The following is a 17,265-nucleotide window of genomic DNA, read 5'->3' on the forward strand; positions in this document are numbered from 1 at the left end:
TTCAAAAATCAGTTGCTAACGGCGAATGCGGCGCCGAACTCCTTCAGCGTTTCATTACGCTTGCCATAGACTTCCTTGGCGTCGATCGGCAGGATTTTGAGGTCGCCGATCAGTGGACGATTGGCCGGAATATCGGTGCGCGACGGCATCAGATAGGTGTCGGCAACCATTTTCTGGCCTTCATCGGACAGCATGTAATCGACGAACTGCTTGGCTTCGTCCTGGTTCTTCGACCATTTGAGGATCATCGCTGGGCGTGGTGCGATCACGGTGCCGGATGCCGGGAAAATGACGTCGATGGATTCACCCTTGGCCTTGCCGGCAAGCGAGATATAGTCGACTGCACCAAACACTGCTGCCTTCGCACCCTGGAGGACAGGGTTCAAAGCTTCTGCATTGGCACCGGCGACAGCGGCGCCGTTTTCATGCAGGTTCTTGAACAGGTCCCAGCCCTGCTGTGCCTGAAGGGCGGCAACGAGCTCGAAGGTCGCGCCCGACTGTGCCGGGTCTGGCAGGTTGACCAGATCCTTGTATTGAGGCTTGGCGAGATCCGCCCATTCGGCGGGCTTCGGCGTCTTGCTGGCAGGGTTCCAAGCGATGCCGAGGGCAGAAACGCCTTGCGCGACGGCGGTTTCATTCTTGAGGAAATCCGGCACTTTCTCGGCGTTCGGGCTGGTATAGGCGACCAGCCAGTCGCGCTTGGCGAAATCGGTTGCCGTATCCCACGAAGCGGAAATCAGAACGTCGACAACCGGATTGGCAGCTTCCGCTTCGATGCGGGCCATAACCTTGCCGGTTGTTGCCTGAAAGACATTGACCTTTGCGCCGGTCTTGGTGGTGAAGCCTGCCGCCAGCTTTTCAATCAGGCTGCCAGGGCCTGCCGAATAGACCGTGATGTCCGCATAGGCAGCCGTGCTGGTGAGCAAAGCAGTAACAAGCGCAAGCCCCGCGCCGAGAATGGATTTTTTCATCTGTGCCTCCTGAGATATTGCCTGATGTGATGGTCTTATTTCGAAAACCAGCGTAGCTGGCTGGCATCGACGGAAATGCCGACTGGAATGCCGGGTGAAAGGCGGGTGCTGTCGAGATAGGTCAGTTCGTGACCGTCCTGCTGTGAGCCGATGCGCACTGTGGTCAAATGGCCGTCACCGCGAAATTGCGAGCGCAGGACTGTCGCCGGAATTGCAGCTTCATGAACGGGAACGCTGCGAACCGAGCGTGACGGCAACAGCACGTGCGTTGCCTCTCCGGTGACGGAACCGTGGGCGATGTGGATTTCGGTGCGCGCAATCCGGTAGGCATTGCCACGGTGTTCTACAGGCACCACACAGCCAAGCCGTAGAAAATCGGCGACCTCCGGTGTCGTCGGTTCGGCGACGAGGGCTTCAGGGGCCGCGAGCTGTTCGATCACACCGGCACGCATGACGGCTACCTGATCGGCAAGCGAAAACGCTTCGCTCTGATCGTGCGTGACATAGATTGCAGTCAGTCCCAGATTGGCGACAAGCTGCCCGATCTCGGTGACCATGTTTTCGCGCAGTTCGCGATCGAGATTGGAAAGCGGTTCATCGAACAATACCAGTCCCGGTTCGGCGACTATAGCGCGGGCAATGGCGACGCGCTGCTGCTGACCACCCGACATATCGCTGATGGCGCGATCACCGAAGCCGGTCAGGCCGACACGATCGAGTGCGGAGGCAACCCGCTTCTCGCGCTCAGCGCGGCCGAGCCCGCGCATCTCAAGCGGGAAGGATACATTACCGAAAACAGTCATATGCGGCCAGAGCGCATAATCCTGAAACACCATGCCGAGACGGCGCTTTTCTGGCGGAACGAAGGTTCCGGTCGAGGCATCCGCGACGGTGACACCGTTGATCGTGATCGAGCCCTTCGTCGGAGCGAGAAGACCGGCCACGAGACGGAGCAGGGTTGTCTTGCCGCAGCCCGATGGTCCGAGCAGGGCGAGCGTTTGTCCTCTGGGCAGCGAAAGATCGATATTTTTCAATATGGTGGCCGGGCCATAGGCCAAATTCAGCCCTTCAGCCCGAACGGCGATATCTGCTTTTATATCAGAGGAGTGTAACATTTTCCCGCAATCCAAATGGCTTGGCAGCTTCTATTCGAATTGCGTGACAGTGGGATGACGCTGCGGCAACGCGCCGTGTTTGCTGGTCGGAACCAATCGCCATCGCATCGGTTTGTCTTGTCGTGCGACAAGGGAAGGGAAGACGATGAGATTTGGTAAACTCGCTCTGGGCCTGACGGGACTGGCCGTGGGATATGCGCTGACGCGGGCAAGCTCGCCGCAAATCCCGCGCGGAGTTCTACCGGTGAAGCCCTTCGATCTTATGCGTTATCTCGGCAAATGGCATGAGGTCGGGCGACTTGAAAACCGTTTTGAACGCGGTCTGACCCGCACGACGGCGGAATATTCATTGAAGCCTGATCAAACCGTCAAAGTGGTCAATCGTGGCTTCGCCCCATGGAAAGGACGCTGGACGCAAGCCACAGGAACAGCCAGCTTTGTACGATCTGCCGATGAAGGTGCGCTGAAAGTTTCGTTCTTCGGCCCGTTCTATGGCGGCTATAATATCGTGGATATCGATGAAGAGGGCTATCAGTGGTCAATCATCGTCGGTTCGACGCGAAGCTATTTCTGGGTGCTTTCGCGCGAACCTGACGCGGGCGAGGAACTAAAGGCACGTGCGGTCGCGCAGGCGTTGCTGTTGGGGATCAATCCCGACACTATTTTATGGGTGCCGCAGTGAGCGCAGAGCGCTCAATAAAAGGCCCGCCAAAGCGGGCCCTTTGATTTGGGATACTATGCCCCGTATGGCACCCAGATGTTCTTTACTTGTATTGCACGGCGCAGATAGTCGCGGCCTTGCCCTTCGGTCTTGTTGAGCCAGTTCGGCAAGCGGCCATTATTGACCCACGTGGCTTTGAGATTGCCAGCCGACGCTTTCTCCACCATGGCACTGCCGTCGCGCGAACCGAAATACCAGAGTGCGGCAACCTCATCGTGCTCGGCAAGTGTCTTCGTCAGAAGATCGCGCTCGCCGGTGACGATATTGATCACGCCGCCCGGCACGTCGGAGGTATCGAGCACCTGATAGAAATCGCCTGCGATCAGCGGGTGGCGACTCGAAGGCACCACCACCGTCCGGTTGCCCATGGCGATGGCAGGCAAAACCAGAGCGACGAGTGAGAGAAGCGGCGCTTCGTCGGGGCAGACGATGCCCATGACGCCCCATGGTTCATTCATTGCCAGCGTGACATGGCGCGATTTGGTGGAATGAACAGCCCCATCGAACTTGTCAGCCTGTGCGGCGTAATAGAAAATGCGGCGCAATGCAGCTTCGAATTCTTCTGCGGCCTTTTTCTCGCTGACACCGGTACTTTCGATCAGTCGCGCGACGAAATCCGCACGGCGGGCATCGAGGTTTTCGCCGAGATAATAGAGCACCTGCGCCCGGTTATGCGCCGTCGCGGCACCCCAGCTTCCAGCCTTGCTCGCTGCTTCCACCGCGTTGCGGATGTCCTTGCGGTTGCCGATACCAGCCTGACCGATGACCGCGCCGCCCTTGCCGATGACCGAATAGCTGTAACCGCCATCGGGACGGGCCTGCTTGCCGCCGATATAGTTCTTCATCGTGCGGTCGATACCGTCGATGGTGATTGTGTCATCCCCGGAAGGCAAAGCCGATGGCACGAAGGCGTCCGCGACCTTGGCCGAGGAAAGCGCTTTTTCCCAGTCGGAAACGAGATATTCGTACATGCCTTCGCGTGCGCCTTCGCGACCGAATCCGCTTTCACGATAGCCGCCGAAGCCCGCACCGGCATCCAGCATATTGGTGCAGTTGATCCAGACGACACCAGCTTTCACGCGCGCAGCAAGATCGAGTGCGACATTGATGTTTTCGGACCAGATCGAGGCTGCCAGCCCGTAACGTGTGTTGTTGGCGAGCGCGACGGCTTCGTCCGGTGTGCGGAAGGTTGTCGCTGCCGCAATCGGCCCGAAGATTTCCACCTGACAGACGGTTGATGCCTGATCCACTTCGGTGAAGAAGCCGGGCGCGATGTAATTACCCTTTGCAGGCAGAGGGTTCGGCGTCTGCCAGAGCTCGCCGCCTTCTTCAATGCCCTTCTGGATCAGATCGGAAATGCGCTTCACCTGACCGGGCGAAACGATGGCGCCCACATCGGTGGATTTGTCGAGCGGATCGCCAACGCGCAGTGTCTCAAGGCGCTTTCTGAGCTTGGTATAGAAGCGGTCGGCAATGCCTTCCTGCACGAGCAGGCGCGAACCTGCGCAGCACACTTCACCTTGATTGAACCAGATTGCATCGACGACGCCTTCGACGGCAGCATCAAGATCGGCATCTTCAAACACGATGAACGGTGACTTGCCGCCAAGCTCCAGCGACAGTTTCTTGCCCGATCCGGCAATCTGCTCGCGAATGACACGGCCAACCTGTGTAGAGCCGGTGAAGGCTACCTTGTCCACGCCGTCATGGCCGCAGATTTCCGCGCCGGTGGTGCCATCACCCTGCACGATGTTGACGACCCCGGCAGGCAGGCCGACTTCATGGCAGATTTCGGCAAAGGCAATGGCCGAAAGCGGCGTCAGATCGGCAGGCTTCAGAACAACTGTATTACCGGCGGCCAAAGCTGGCGCGATCTTCCAGGCAAGCATGAGAAGCGGGAAATTCCACGGAATGACCTGACCGCAGACACCAACGGGCGAAAACCCCTTGAACTCGTCTTCCACCATCTCGGCCCAGCCTGCGTGATGATAGAAATGGCGGGCGGCGAGCGGAATGTCTATATCGCGGGTTTCGCGGATCGGTTTGCCGTTGTCCATTGTTTCCAGCACGGCCAGAAAGCGCTCGCGCTTCTGAATGTGGCGCGCGATGGCATAGAGATATTTGGCGCGCTCATAGCCAGACAGTTTGGACCATTTGCCGAAGGCAGCGCGGGCGGCTTTCACCGCCTGATCGACATCTTCCGCGCTGCCGCAGATGATTTCAGCGAGCTTGACATTATTGGCCGGATTGGCAACCGCAATCGTCTTAGGGCCTTCCGGTTTGACAAAAATGCCATTGATATAATGGCCGAAAGAGCGGCCATGCTGTTCCAGCCACAGGTTCACATCGCCGTTTGCTTCGGGGGAAGGTCCATATTCCATGGTCTTCAGGATGTCCTTGATGGGTCGCATATTTATATTCCTTACGAGCATTTCCAGCAAAAGTGCGAAGCGGTTTTGCGTAGGAGAATGCGAAATTCCAAGTTTAAGCAGCGGCGTGACGGTTGGCGGCGGAGTAGCGTCCGGTCACGAAGTGCTCCAACTGCCGTTCGATATCGCCGAGAAGCGAGCTTGCGCCGATGCGGAAAAGATCGGGCTCCAGCCAGCGATTACCGAGCTCTTCTTTCATGAGGCTGAGCCAGGTGAGCGCATCCTTGGCGGTCTTGAGGCCACCCGCCGGTTTGAAGCCGACGCTTTGACCGGACAGCTCGCCATAATCGCGCAGTGCTCGCACCATGGTCAGGCTCACCGGCAAAGTGGCGTTGACGTCTTCCTTGCCCGTTGAGGTCTTGATGAAATCGGAGCCTGCCTGCATCGCCACCATCGAAGCGCGATAGACATTGGTCAGCGTGTTGAGGTCGCCGGTGGCGAGGATCGCCTTCATATGCGCTTCACCGCACGCTTCGCGCATGGCGGCAATCTCGTCGTAGAGGGCTGACCAGTTTTGTGTCAGCACATGCTCGCGCGTAATCACGATGTCGATTTCATGCGCACCCTGTTCAACCGCATAGGTGATTTCTGCAAGGCGAAGCGGCAGCGGGGTCAGTCCGGCGGGAAAACCGGTTGCAACAGAGGCGACCGGAATGCCGGAGCCTTCAAGCGCCTTCACCGCATGCGGCACCATGGTCGGATAAACGCAGACAGCGCCGGTGGTGATGCTCGCATCTGCAAGGCCGAGCGCTTCCAGAATATTTTCGCGCACCGGACGGCGCGCCTTGGCACAGAGCCTGCGCACGCGCCCCGCCGTGTCGTCGCCTGCGAGCGTGGTGAGGTCAATGCACTGGACGGCGCGGATGAGCCACGCGGCCTGATATTCCTTTTTCACCGAACGGCGGGCGCTGATTGTGGCGGCGCGGCGCTCGGAAGCGCTGCGATTGACGGACACGTCCTCAAACCATTCCGGCTTGAGCGGTGTCCCGGTATTACGGGGGAGGGCTTCGGTCATTTCATTGTCCGTTCATAAGTTGAGATGCGTTCAGGCGCATTCGATCGTGGGAGTGTGATCGCGGCAGAACGTTTCGAATTCTTCCCAACTGGCATAGGCTTTCTGCGTGCCGGGCCGGGTAATGGAATGAGCCGCGTAGAGCGCTGCTTTGCGAAGCGAGGCTTCCACATTGCCGGTCCCGGCGTAGAAGCGGGCAAAGGAGCCGATAAAAGCGTCGCCCGCGCCGGTCGTGTCTTTTGGCGTGACTTTGACCGGTGGAATATTGACGATTTCGCTTGCTGTAATCATGCGCGCACCGCGCCCGCCGAGTGTGACGATGATGGTGCGGATGCCGCGCGCGATGAGCGAACGCGCCGCAGTGACGATTTCGTCGTCCGTGCCGGTCGGCAGACCGGAGAGGATCGCCAGTTCGGTCTCATTGGGCACGAGAAAGGTCACCTGCCGGATCAGTTCGGGATCAAGATCAGCGGCGGCAGGCGCAGGATTCAAAATGGTTTCGATGCCGTTTTCGGCGGCAAAAGCGATGGTGTGGTAGACAGTCTCGACCGGAACTTCCATCTGCATCAGGATAAGGCCGCAAGCTTTCAGATCGTCGGCAGCTTTGTCGACTTCGGCAGGCAGAAGATCGGCATTGGCGCCCTTGACGATGAGGATCGAGTTTTCGCCGGATGGTTCGACGAAGATCGGCGCAACGCCGCTCGACTTGCCGGGAACCTTGCGCACATGACGCGTATCGACGCCGAATTCATTCAGGTTGCGGATGGTGTTGTCGGCGAAAATATCGTCGCCCACACGCGTGACCATCATCACATCTGCACCAAGGCGTGCAGCAGCCACAGCCTGATTGGCACCCTTGCCGCCGCAGCCGATTTCAAATGTCGGCGCTTCCAGCGTTTCGCCGGGGCCGGGCATACGGTTCACATAGGTGATGAGATCCACCATGTTGGAACCGACCACACCGATTTTCTTCGTCATGGGGTATTTCCTTCAAATTCAGGCGGTCTGGAGTGAACAGATTTTTGTTTCAAACTGTTCGGCGGCTGCGGTATCGAGATAACCGACGCGCACGGGGAAGACGGCGCGTTCACCCGATACCAGCACCTGCACATTGTTCTTGGCCTTTTCCGCCAGATAGCCTTCCGGCTCGCAGGTCGAGGGCAGGGCAAAGGCTGCAACCTGGGAATCCCCGTTCACGAGAATCCAGCGCACGGTTTTTGGGAAGATTTCGGTCGGGTAAGAAATGCCAAATCCGTCGCCCTCGGGAAGCTGCATCATCAGATGGGTGTTGCCTTCGGCATCTTTCGGCAGGCCGCGAATATAGAAAACCTGTTCGGGATCGTAGCGCTCCGGCTCGTCCAGCACTTCCATCGCGGCTGGATCGGTGGCCAGTTCGTCGATCAGCGACAGGTAATCATCATTGGGCGTAACGTGACCGGGAACGGCAGTGCGCACCTGCACGTGATCCGGTGTGTAGGGCACCGGCTGCACGATCTGCGCACCTTCCGCATAGGCGAAATTGACGTGACACATATACATCAGCTCCATGGGAGCGGATGAAAGGTTCTCGACGTCCATGGTGATATCGAACAATGTTTCATCAGCATAAAGCCGCACGCTCGGCCGTGCCAGATAATGCGCGCCGAAGCCCATCACATATTCATATTCACCGGTGATTTCCACGAAAGCGCCGCGCTCGTCATGGCCGAATAGAAGCCCGGCCTTATCCATCTTCGCGCAGGCCATTTCGCCATGCAGAAGATGATTGTCCTGAGGCGAAGGACAACCATTGCGCAGGATGCCGCTGTGGAAAGCAAAGCAGCCATAGGTCTCGACAATGGTCGTGGCCGGGCGCGGCATGGAGAAGCTGTTGCCCATGGTCAGGTCGACGCCGTCGAACTCCGCACCCCAGATCATCTGCCCCATGAAGGGCAGTACGATGATGTTGCCGCGTTCGTTCTCGACCAGCAGCGCCTCGATACCGCTTGGATAGCGAAAGGCCGTAACGCTAAGGCCGTAGGTATTGGCGATGACATGCGGCTGTTGGACAAAATCCTGACGGCGAAGATGAAATTCGATGTCCTGCATAAGGGGTCACCTGCCCTGATTGCGCGATGCGTTGATCGCGATGACGAGAATGAGAAACGCGCCCCAGATAAAATCGATGAGGTGGTTGGAGAACCGCATCATCTGGAAGCCCGACGAAAGCAGCATCAGAGCGATCAGCGCGATGGCGATACCCAGCACACGCCCCTTGCCGCCCGCCGGGTTGGTACCGCCGAGAACGGCGATCAGCACGGCTTGCAGCAGATAGGATGCGCCATAGTCCGACTTGGCTGCGTTGGTGCGGCCCGACAGGATGATCCCGGCTATGGAAGCAAGCACGCCGGTGAGCATGTAGGAATAGAGTATCATGCGATCCTTGCGGATACCGGCGAAGACGGCGGCACGCGGATTGGTGCCGATCAGCATGAGATTGATGCCGAGCGTCGTGCGGGTCAGCAGAATTGCCACGACGATGCACACCGCGATGAACAGCAGGAACGGCGTGGCGACGCCGAACATCTTGCCGTTGCCAACCCAGTTCCAGGCATCGGGAAAACCGACGATGGCCGGTCCGCCGGTCAGAACAAGGGCCAGCCCCATCAAGACTTGTCCGGTGCCGAGTGTGGCGAGGATCGGCGTGATGCGCAGCTTGGCGATCAACAGGCCGTTGACCAGCCCCGCTACCAGTCCGATAAGCAAGGCGAGCAATATGCCGATGATAGTATAGAACAGCATTCCCGAGCCGGAAGTCTGTGCCGCCTGCACCATGGAGGAATGGAAGTAAACCCCGGCCATGATGCCCGCCAGATTGGCGATGCCCACCACCGACAGGTCGATACCGCCCGTCAGCATGGCAATCATCATGGCGACGGAGAGGATGCCCAGCTCCGGCATGATGTAGCTGATGGATTCGAAGTTGTAATAGCGTAGGAACTTGTCCGGGTTCATCCAGGTCATCAGCGCAAAGACCAACACTGTGATGACGATGAGCTGGATGATGTTGTTATCTCCGCCAAGGATGCGGCGCATGTCAAAAGACTGTTTCATGTCGCGTTTTCCTTTCAGGCGATGCTTTTGCGGTCGCGCCATGCGGTGATGGCTGTGGCGACGATGATGATGAGGCCCACCACGACGCGCTGCCATGTGGTGTCCACCTTCATGATGATGAGCGAGTTCTTGACCATGACGAGCATGAAGACACCCATCAACGTACCGAGAACGGTGCCGCGTCCGCCGAAGATCGATGCGCCGCCTAGAACCACGGCTGCGATCACGTCCAGCTAAAGCCCGACGAAATCGCGCGGATTGGCAAGCCAGATCATCGAGGAATGCAGAAGGCCCGCGAAACCTGCGAGCGCTCCGGCCACGCAATAGACGAAGAAGATCGTGCGGCGGGTATTGAAGCCGACGCGCTTTGCCGCTTCCGGCGAGCCGCCATAGGCATAAACGCTGCGTCCGATCATCGTATAGTTTAGGATCAGGTGGATCAGCAGCGCCAGCGCCAGATAGACGAGGAACATTGCGGTCAGCCCGAACGCCGTGCCAGAGGCCGATGTCAGCGAGATCACATCCGTCTTGCCGAATTCGATCAGTTCTTTCGGCATCTTGTTGATGTTGACGGTGCTGGTACCGACAAGGCCCAGCACGAGCCCGCGCACGATGGAGCCTGTGCCGAGCGTCACGATCAGCGGGATCATCTTGAAGCGATGAATGATGAAACCGTTGAATGCGCCGAGCAGCAGACCAATCAACGTTGCCGCTACGAATGGAATGAACACCCCGTCATAGCCGAGATAGACCATGGCGCGGACGGTCAGATACATGGCCGCGATGGCAAAGGCGGTGAAGGAGACGTCGATGCCGCCGGAAATCATCACCAGCAGAACGCCGAGCGCCATGATGCCGATCACGACATTGGAGCGCAGAAGGCCGAAGATATTGTCCAGCGACCAGAACGCCGGATTGATGAGGCCGATAATGACCATCGCCGCGAACAGCACACAGGCAATGATGAATTCGGTACTGCGGAAAAACTTCATGTGCCGGTTCCTCAATTCAGCGTCTTGAGCCGGTCATTGACGGCATCTTCGGTCATGGCTTCATCGGAAAGTTCGTCGACGAAACGTCCGCGATGCATCACCAGCACACGATTGCAGTTCTGCACCAGCTCGGGCACATCGTCTGAGATCATCAGAACAGCGAGCCCTTCATCGTGGGCGAGCTTGCGGATGATGTTGTGAATCTGCGCCTTGGAGCCGACGTCGACACCGACGGTCGGCCCGTTGAGGATCAGCACTTTCGCGCCGGTCAAAAGCCAGCGGGCCAGCACCACACGCTGTGCGTTGCCGCCCGACAGGTGATTGACCGGCGTATGCGGGCCGGGGGCGACGATATGCAGTGCCGAGAACATGTCGCGGGTCGTGGTGTTGGCCTTCTTTCGGTCGATGAAGAGACCACGCACGAATTTCTCGATCGAGGTGACGATGATGTTGCGTTCGATCGATTGCGTCAGAAACAGTCCTTCCGTCAGGCGGTCTTCCGGCACATAGGCGACGCCGCAGGCGATCCCCTCCTGTACGGTTTTCGGATGGATATCCTTGCCGTCGATCCGAACGGAGCCGGTGAAATGCGGCTTCATGCCGAAGAGTGCCAGCGCTAGTTCGGTGCGACCGGAGCCGATCAGTCCCGATATGCCGACGATCTCGCCCGCGTTGAGAGTGAGGCTGGCATTTTCCACCGAGCCCGGAACAGAAAGGTTCTTGATTTCGAGGGTCGGATTGACCGAAGCACCTTCACGCGAGGTCCAGTGATAATGGTCCGATGTGAGTTCCTGACCTGTCATGGCGCGGGTGATCGACGGTTCGTCGAAATCCGAAATCGGGCCTTCAGCAACTTTCTTTCCATTGCGGAAGACGGTCAGCCTTTCGCTGATTTCCAGCATTTCGCGCATCTTGTGGCTGACGAAGAGCACCGCAATGCCCTGTGCCTGAATATCGCGCACGATCTTGAACAGCGCATCGACTTTATGACGCGTCAGGGCGGTGGTCGGCTCGTCCATGATGATGAGGCGGGCGTCCGCCATCACGGCGCGCGCAATCGCCACGATCTGCTTGCCCGATGTCGGCAGGCTGTCCACATCTGCATCGAGGTCGATGCTGACGCCGAGCCGTTCCAGCGCCTTTTGCGCCAGTTCGCGCACGCGCTTCCAGTCGACGCCTTTGCGGCCTTCAATGAGGAAAGTATTGATTGCCAGATTTTCGGCAACGGTCAGGTTCCCGAACAGCGAGAAGTCCTGATAGATCACCTGAATGCCGTGATGAACCGATTTGACGGGGGTGAGCTTGCCGACGGTTTTGCCGTCGATCAGTATCTCGCCGTCTTCCGGCGTGTAGACGCCCGACATGACCTTGATGATGGTGGATTTGCCGGAACCGTTCTCGCCCGCGAGACAGTGGATTTCACCGGGCTTGATGGCGAAGGAAACATCGTCCAGCGCCCTGACGCCGCCGAAGCGTTTTCCGATATGGCGCAGTTCGATCAGGTTTTCACTCATGAAGGGCCTCATGCAAGGCTGGAATGCGATTTGCAGGATGGGAGGGGCATCAAGCTCCTCCCATCGAACATTCATGGATACTAGAAGTCGTACTTATCCATGTTTTCCTTGGTCACGCCGACCCAGCCTGCGCCGTAGAGCAGGTTCGGTTTGGCAGCGTCCGGCGCCAGCAGGCTTTCATAGCCAGGCAGGCCCAGATTGAGACCGGCCTTGATCTGGTCGTTCTTCTTCTCAAGTGCGGCGACGGCCAGCATGTTCATGGCGTAGCCTGCAACGGCAGGGTCCCAGAACTGGATGTACTGGACGTCGTCGTTCTTCAAATATTCGCCAGCCACCGAAACGAGGCCCGTGCCTGCGAAGAAGACTTTGCCCTTGAGGCCGCCTTCGGCGATCAGGCGTCCGGCACCGGCAGAAGTTGGCATCGGCGCGCCGAGAATGCCCTTGATGTCCGGATAGGCGGTCATCGCTTCCTTGAGCTTGTTATAGTCGGTGTTGGCGTCGTCATAGGTTTCCAGACGACCGGTCGCCTCGGCCATTTCGGGAAAGTTAGCCTTCTGGTATTCGACGGCGCCATCGATCCATTCCATCTGCGACTTGGAGGTCAGGCTGCCGACGGTCGTGACATATTTGCCCTTGCCGCCCATCGACTTGCCGAGTTCCTTCATGAGGTTCGCGCCGTAGGCCTTGTTGTCGAAGGCTTCGATATCAAAATCGACGTTCTGGATATTGGATGCTTCGTGGCTGATGACCACGATGCCGCGTTCGCGCGCCTTCTTCAGAACCGGTTCCACCGCTTCAACCGAGAACGGAACGATGGCAATAGCGTCAACACCCTGCGCAATCAGGTTTTCAACGATCTGCACCTGTGCCGCGGCATCCGCCTGGCTCGGGCCGACCATCCAGACGTCGTTGCCGGTGTCGGCCTTGAACTGGTCGACGCCATCACGCATGCGGTCAAACCAGGCAATGCCGTCCACCTTCACGACAGTCGCGATGGTGTACTTCTTGTCATTGGCAGTGGTGATTAGCTCTTTATTGATTTTCGACGTATCAACAACGCCTTCCGCGAAAGCGTGCGGAACGGCAACGGACATGGCAATCGCCACGGATGCTAGAAATTTTTTCACCGGTGTTTCCTCCCAAGACGCATTCCTGACCGTTGCGGACAGAATGCGCGTTACTTCAAATGCCGGAGCCCCATCTGGCATATCAGCCGGAAGGAACTCCGAACTCTGTGTCCTGCCGCGCCATTGGCCGCAGAAGGACGATACTGACGCTGACGCGCCCCGGAACGGTGGGGCGCGTCAGCGTTCTCCTCCATGCCCGGCTTCGCGGCCGGGCGAAAATGCAATCTGTTTTCCCGCCTGTTTGACGCTCCCCGGTCTGCTGGCCGAAGAACGAATTCTGTTCGGCGTGCGCAAAACCCTGTTGTCATATCCTCCCAACAATGCGAATTATAATGTTATAATCCGATCATTATGTTTGGATCGTTTCACATTTATATTCAGCCTGTCAAGATCGGATGATCGCAATTGCGTGAATTGTGACGGACGTATAAACGGGTGAGCGAACTGCGAATAATGGGGATAGCGTGAGCAGAATCAGCCGGAAAGAAGAGCGGATTGCCGAATTGTCGGCACTCGTAGATGAAGTCGGTGTGCTTCGTCTGCGCGATGCGGCAGCGCGTCTTGGCGTGTCGGAAATGACGATCCGCCGCGATATCGGCAGCGACGGTGGAATGCTCAATTGTTTGGGTGGTTACATTATCCCGACACAGGACGGCTTGAACGGCGATTATGTCTTTGATTTTGAAAAAGACAGCCATGCCAATGCGAAAGCGCAGGCTTGCGCGGCGGCCGCTGCATTGATCGAACCCTATGATACTGTTTTCATAGATTGCGGCACCACGATGCCGCACCTTGCTCATCGCATCCCGCAGGACCAGCATATTACAGTTGTCTGCTACGCTCTCAACATTGCAGAAATCCTGTCGCAGCGCAGCGATGTGCGTCTCATCGTTCTGGGTGGGCTCTATCACCCGGAAGCGGCATCGTTTTCAGGTGACGAGGGGATTGACGTCCTGAAGCGCGTCAACATCAACAAGGCTTTTCTGTCGGCTGGCGGCGTCGATGATCAGCACGGGGTCACCTGCTCGCACTTCCATGAAGTGCCGATCAAGCAGATGGCCATGCAGCGCGCCGTCGAGAAACATCTCGTCATCGACAAGAGCAAATACGGCAAGGTAAGGGCCGCGCGTTTTGCAGGTACGGCTGATTTCACGTCGATCGTGTCGGGCTAGAGCGCATCCCGAAAAGTGTGAAACGGTTTTCGGATAAAATGTGCGTTAATACAAAGAATAGCTCAATTTTTCCGCTTCAACAGACCTTCCAGAAACGTCCTGAACGCCTTGACGGCTCGCTTTGACGTGGCTTCGGGATCGTCCGAATTGGCGATCCATTGCGCGGCGCTGCTGCTCGCTGCATTGATCAGCCGCGCGGCGGCTTCCGAGTCGATATCGACGATGACACCTTCTTCACGCAAGGCATCGAGGCTTGTGGCTATCGTGCGGATACAGCCATTGGCGCTCGGCCAGCTCGAAGGATCGCCGAACACTGCCGGCCCGTCGCGAAACATGATCCGCTGGATTTCCGGTTCAAGCGCCATCTCGATATAGGCCGCATTCTCGTCGACAAAACCCTGCCAGCGGTCGGGTGCCCTCGCAGAAATCGTGCATAGTCTCGCGGCCATCTCGCAATCGATCTCGTTGATCACGGCTTGCAGAAGACCCTTCTTGTCACCGAAATGGTGATAGAGCGCGCCGCGTGTCAGCCCGGCGGAGGCGGTAAAATCATCCATCGAAGCCTCAGTATAGCCAGCGGTCCCGAAGGCCTTGCGCCCCGCAGCCATCAGCTTCGTCCTTGTTTCGGCAATCATTTCGCTTCGCGGTTTACGCATCATGGTTCCTTTTATTTGCATACGCTGCGTATATTAGTTGACATACGCCGCGTATCAATTATTTAATTAACATACGGACCGTATGCAAGTGATGTAATTCTCCCTTTCAAGGACCCACTCCGATGTCCAATCCATATAGAGAAATTTTCAGCGCCCCAGGCGCTATCGGCTTTTCGGCGGCTGCGTTCTTCGCCCGTCTTCCCTTTGCGATGGCGCCGGTCGGTATCGTGGCTATGCTTGCGCAGACCCATGGCGAATATTGGCTTGCGGGCGCGGTTTCGGCCACCTTCGCACTGACGAATGCATTCATATCGCCGCAAATATCGCGGCTTGTCGATCGTTACGGGCAAAGCCGCATCGTCATGCCCGCCACAATCGTCTCGGTGATAGCCTTCGCTCTTCTGATTGCGGCAACAAATCTGGGTTGGGCGAACTGGACATTGTTCGTCTCGGCATTCTTTGCTGGTGCCATGCCCAGCATCCCGGCAATGGTGCGGGCAAGATGGACCGAAATTTTCCGCAACCGTCCTGAATTGAATACCGCTTTCGCGTTCGAGTCGGCTGCAGATGAACTGGTCTATATTTCAGGTGCTTCCCTTTCCGTGGCTTTGGCGGTTTCGTTGTTTCCCGAAGCGGGGATGCTTATCAGCACGGCTTTCCTGGCCGTGGGCACGACTGCCTTCCTTTTGCAGCGTTCCAGTGAGCCGCCGGTTCGTGTGCTCGATCAGAATGGCCCGCAACGCTCCGCAATCTGGTCGCGTCCCGTTCAGATCATCACGCTGGCACTCATCTTCGTCGGCTCTACCTTTGCGACCGCTGAAGTCAGCGCCGTGGCGATCACAAGCGAGCTTGGTCAGCCCGGCGCCGCCAGCCTTGTGATCGGCGTCTACGCGATCGGTTCGTTCCTTGTCGGGATAACGCTTGGGGCACTGGCGCTTCGTATGCCTCTGCAACGCCAGTTGATGATTGCCGTCAGCGTGCTGGCACTGACGGCCTTGCCGCTACCTTTTGCCGGTACGTCGACCACGCTTCTTGCAACGGCGGTGTTCGTCAGCGGTGTTGCGATTTCTCCGACATTCATCACAGCCTTCGGTCTGATCGAACGCCGCGTGCCGGAGACGATGCTGACCGAAGGCATAACCTGGGTGATGACCGGCATCGGTATCGGGATGGCGTTTGGCGCGTTCGTTGCCGGCTGGGTGGTCGACAATTTTGGTGCCGCAAACGGCTGCTGGGTTTCTGTCGTGGCCAGCCTCAGCGCCGCAGTAGTTGTCGCGCTTGGTCAGGCGAGCCTGTCTGGCGCGCGGGACGCTGTCGAATGCAATACGCTATGCGCTGCAGAAGCGGCAGAATGATAAGGGGCGAGCGGGCTTTGCCCGCTCGTCAATCTCCGTAAATACGGTCTTCCAGCGGGGTGGAGGCAATCAACGCCTTCAGTCCGGCCAGCATGGCTTTTTCGGCCTTGTTGAGATTGGTTTCCGGATTGTGGATCAGGAAAACATCGATTGCCGGCGGGTTATCGTAGGGCGGCAGGCGCCAGAGAAGACCGTCATCGATCTCGCGTCGCGCTACATGCAGCGGAAGCGGGCCGATACCAAGACCGGTGATAATCATCCGGCGCACTTCTTCAAGGCTCGACGAGGTGCCGACGACATCCGGCGAAAGCCGCGCTTCACTGCGCAGCAAGGCCACAGGGCGCAGCGCGTCGGCAATATGATCGGTCTGAAACGATACCGATGGTTCTCCCTTCAGATCGGCGAGCGTCAGCCCGGACTGGCCGAACATCCGGTGCCGGGGGCCGCAGAAAAAGCCGAAGAATTCACGATAGACCATGGTGTAATCCAGCGCCGGATCGCGATTGCTCACCAGACCAAGCCCGAACGAGGTGCGCTTCTCTCGCACCAGCCGGGCGACTTCGGTGCTGGCGGATACGTTGATCGTCAGCGTTGCGCGGGGATGTTGTTCGTGAAACAGCGCAAGCGCCTGATCGAAAATGGGCGAAACAATGTGGCTGGCGACTGAAATGGTGACATGGCCGGTCACATCGTCACCGACGCCGCGCACCAATTGCGGCAGTTGGGAAATGGCACCGAAGACTTCGATGCTCTGTTCGTAGAGGAGTTTGCCAACTTCGGTCAGCTCGAAATGCGTGGCGTCACGCTCCACCAACCGCTGGCCGATGCGGTCTTCCAGCCGGCGCAGCGCATTGCTCACACTTGGCTGTTTGAGGTTGAGGCGCTCGGCGGCGCGGGTGATACTTTTGACTTCGGCGATCACCACAAAACTACGCAGAAGGTTCCAGTCCAGATCCCAGACAAGACGCTCGGGGCGATGCAGCGACATGGTTTTATCCATTCATGAAATCTATGTAATCCATTCCCATTATCTATTTGCGAAATGCATCCATAAAAGCAATCATGAATATTGAGAGGCATCAAATAGCCTCAGAAAAACAATCAAGAG

The 17,265-nt window shown here is 57.8% G+C and carries 16 protein-coding genes; 3 read left to right on the plus strand and 13 right to left on the minus strand.

Translation table 11 applies throughout. The features are described 5' to 3' along the window. Positions 1 to 8 precede the first annotated feature (8 nt). On the minus strand, positions 9 to 971 hold the full coding sequence (locus FIB18_RS11500; RefSeq protein ID WP_140020838.1) for an ABC transporter substrate-binding protein: 963 nt from the start codon (positions 969 to 971) through the stop codon (positions 9 to 11). Between the two features lie 35 nt (positions 972 to 1,006). Continuing rightward, positions 1,007 to 2,086: an ABC transporter ATP-binding protein gene (locus tag FIB18_RS11505; RefSeq protein WP_140020839.1), complete on the minus strand. Its 1,080-nt coding sequence runs from the start codon at positions 2,084 to 2,086 to the stop codon at positions 1,007 to 1,009. A 145-nt stretch (positions 2,087 to 2,231) separates the two neighbouring features. On the opposite strand from FIB18_RS11505, the gene FIB18_RS11510 reads away from it, so the two are divergent. Further along, positions 2,232 to 2,768 (plus strand): lipocalin family protein, encoded by a 537-nt coding sequence (locus FIB18_RS11510; RefSeq protein WP_140020840.1) that lies wholly within the window; start codon positions 2,232 to 2,234, stop codon positions 2,766 to 2,768. A 53-nt stretch (positions 2,769 to 2,821) separates the two neighbouring features. Here the strand turns inward: FIB18_RS11510 and FIB18_RS11515 are convergent, their stop codons facing one another. The 9 genes from FIB18_RS11515 to FIB18_RS11550 all read right to left on the minus strand — a co-directional run bounded on the left by FIB18_RS11515 (position 2,822) and on the right by FIB18_RS11550 (position 12,974). Continuing rightward, a complete protein-coding gene (locus FIB18_RS11515; protein ID WP_168436659.1) occupies positions 2,822 to 5,218 on the minus strand; it encodes an aldehyde dehydrogenase family protein in 2,397 nt (798 codons plus the stop codon). A 73-nt stretch (positions 5,219 to 5,291) separates the two neighbouring features. Continuing rightward, a complete protein-coding gene (gene deoC / locus FIB18_RS11520; RefSeq protein ID WP_140020841.1) occupies positions 5,292 to 6,251 on the minus strand; it encodes a deoxyribose-phosphate aldolase in 960 nt (319 codons plus the stop codon). Between the two features lie 30 nt (positions 6,252 to 6,281). Beyond that, a complete protein-coding gene (gene rbsK, locus FIB18_RS11525) occupies positions 6,282 to 7,226 on the minus strand; it encodes a ribokinase (RefSeq protein ID WP_140020842.1) in 945 nt (314 codons plus the stop codon). An 18-nt stretch (positions 7,227 to 7,244) separates the two neighbouring features. Further along, positions 7,245 to 8,336, minus strand: a complete 1,092-nt coding sequence (locus tag FIB18_RS11530) for an aldose 1-epimerase family protein (protein ID WP_140020843.1) — start codon at positions 8,334 to 8,336, stop codon at positions 7,245 to 7,247. 6 nt (positions 8,337 to 8,342) lie between these two features. Further along, positions 8,343 to 9,341: an ABC transporter permease gene (locus FIB18_RS11535; RefSeq protein ID WP_140020844.1), complete on the minus strand. Its 999-nt coding sequence runs from the start codon at positions 9,339 to 9,341 to the stop codon at positions 8,343 to 8,345. A gap of 14 nt (positions 9,342 to 9,355) precedes the next feature. Continuing rightward, complete coding sequence (locus tag FIB18_RS25190) at positions 9,356 to 9,568, minus strand: ABC transporter permease (protein ID WP_235894881.1); 213 nt, start codon at positions 9,566 to 9,568, stop codon at positions 9,356 to 9,358. 6 nt (positions 9,569 to 9,574) lie between these two features. Then, positions 9,575 to 10,333 carry an ABC transporter permease gene (locus tag FIB18_RS11540; protein WP_235894882.1) on the minus strand — a complete coding sequence of 253 codons (759 nt, stop codon included), beginning with the start codon at positions 10,331 to 10,333 and terminating at the stop codon, positions 9,575 to 9,577. An 11-nt stretch (positions 10,334 to 10,344) separates the two neighbouring features. Continuing rightward, positions 10,345 to 11,847 (minus strand): sugar ABC transporter ATP-binding protein, encoded by a 1,503-nt coding sequence (locus tag FIB18_RS11545; RefSeq protein WP_140020845.1) that lies wholly within the window; start codon positions 11,845 to 11,847, stop codon positions 10,345 to 10,347. Between the two features lie 80 nt (positions 11,848 to 11,927). Next, positions 11,928 to 12,974, minus strand: a complete 1,047-nt coding sequence (locus FIB18_RS11550; protein WP_168436657.1) for an autoinducer 2 ABC transporter substrate-binding protein — start codon at positions 12,972 to 12,974, stop codon at positions 11,928 to 11,930. 464 nt (positions 12,975 to 13,438) lie between these two features. Between FIB18_RS11550 and FIB18_RS11555 the strand changes: the two genes are divergently transcribed. Further along, entirely contained in the window at positions 13,439 to 14,146 is a 708-nt protein-coding gene (locus FIB18_RS11555) for a DeoR/GlpR family DNA-binding transcription regulator (protein ID WP_140020846.1), read from the plus strand. Positions 14,147 to 14,208: 62 nt separating this feature from the next. Here the strand turns inward: FIB18_RS11555 and FIB18_RS11560 are convergent, their stop codons facing one another. Further along, complete coding sequence (locus tag FIB18_RS11560) at positions 14,209 to 14,802, minus strand: TetR/AcrR family transcriptional regulator (protein ID WP_140020847.1); 594 nt, start codon at positions 14,800 to 14,802, stop codon at positions 14,209 to 14,211. Between the two features lie 122 nt (positions 14,803 to 14,924). Between FIB18_RS11560 and FIB18_RS11565 the strand changes: the two genes are divergently transcribed. Further along, positions 14,925 to 16,157, plus strand: coding sequence for an MFS transporter (locus FIB18_RS11565; protein ID WP_140020848.1), 1,233 nt, complete (start codon positions 14,925 to 14,927; stop codon positions 16,155 to 16,157). Between the two features lie 28 nt (positions 16,158 to 16,185). Here FIB18_RS11565 and FIB18_RS11570 read toward each other — a convergent pair whose 3' ends face one another. After that, positions 16,186 to 17,145, minus strand: coding sequence for a LysR family transcriptional regulator (locus FIB18_RS11570; RefSeq protein ID WP_140020849.1), 960 nt, complete (start codon positions 17,143 to 17,145; stop codon positions 16,186 to 16,188). Positions 17,146 to 17,265 lie beyond the last annotated feature (120 nt).

The sequence above is a fragment of the Brucella pecoris genome (genome assembly GCF_006376675.1).
In the GTDB taxonomy this organism is placed as follows: Bacteria; Pseudomonadota; Alphaproteobacteria; order Rhizobiales; family Rhizobiaceae; genus Brucella; species Brucella pecoris.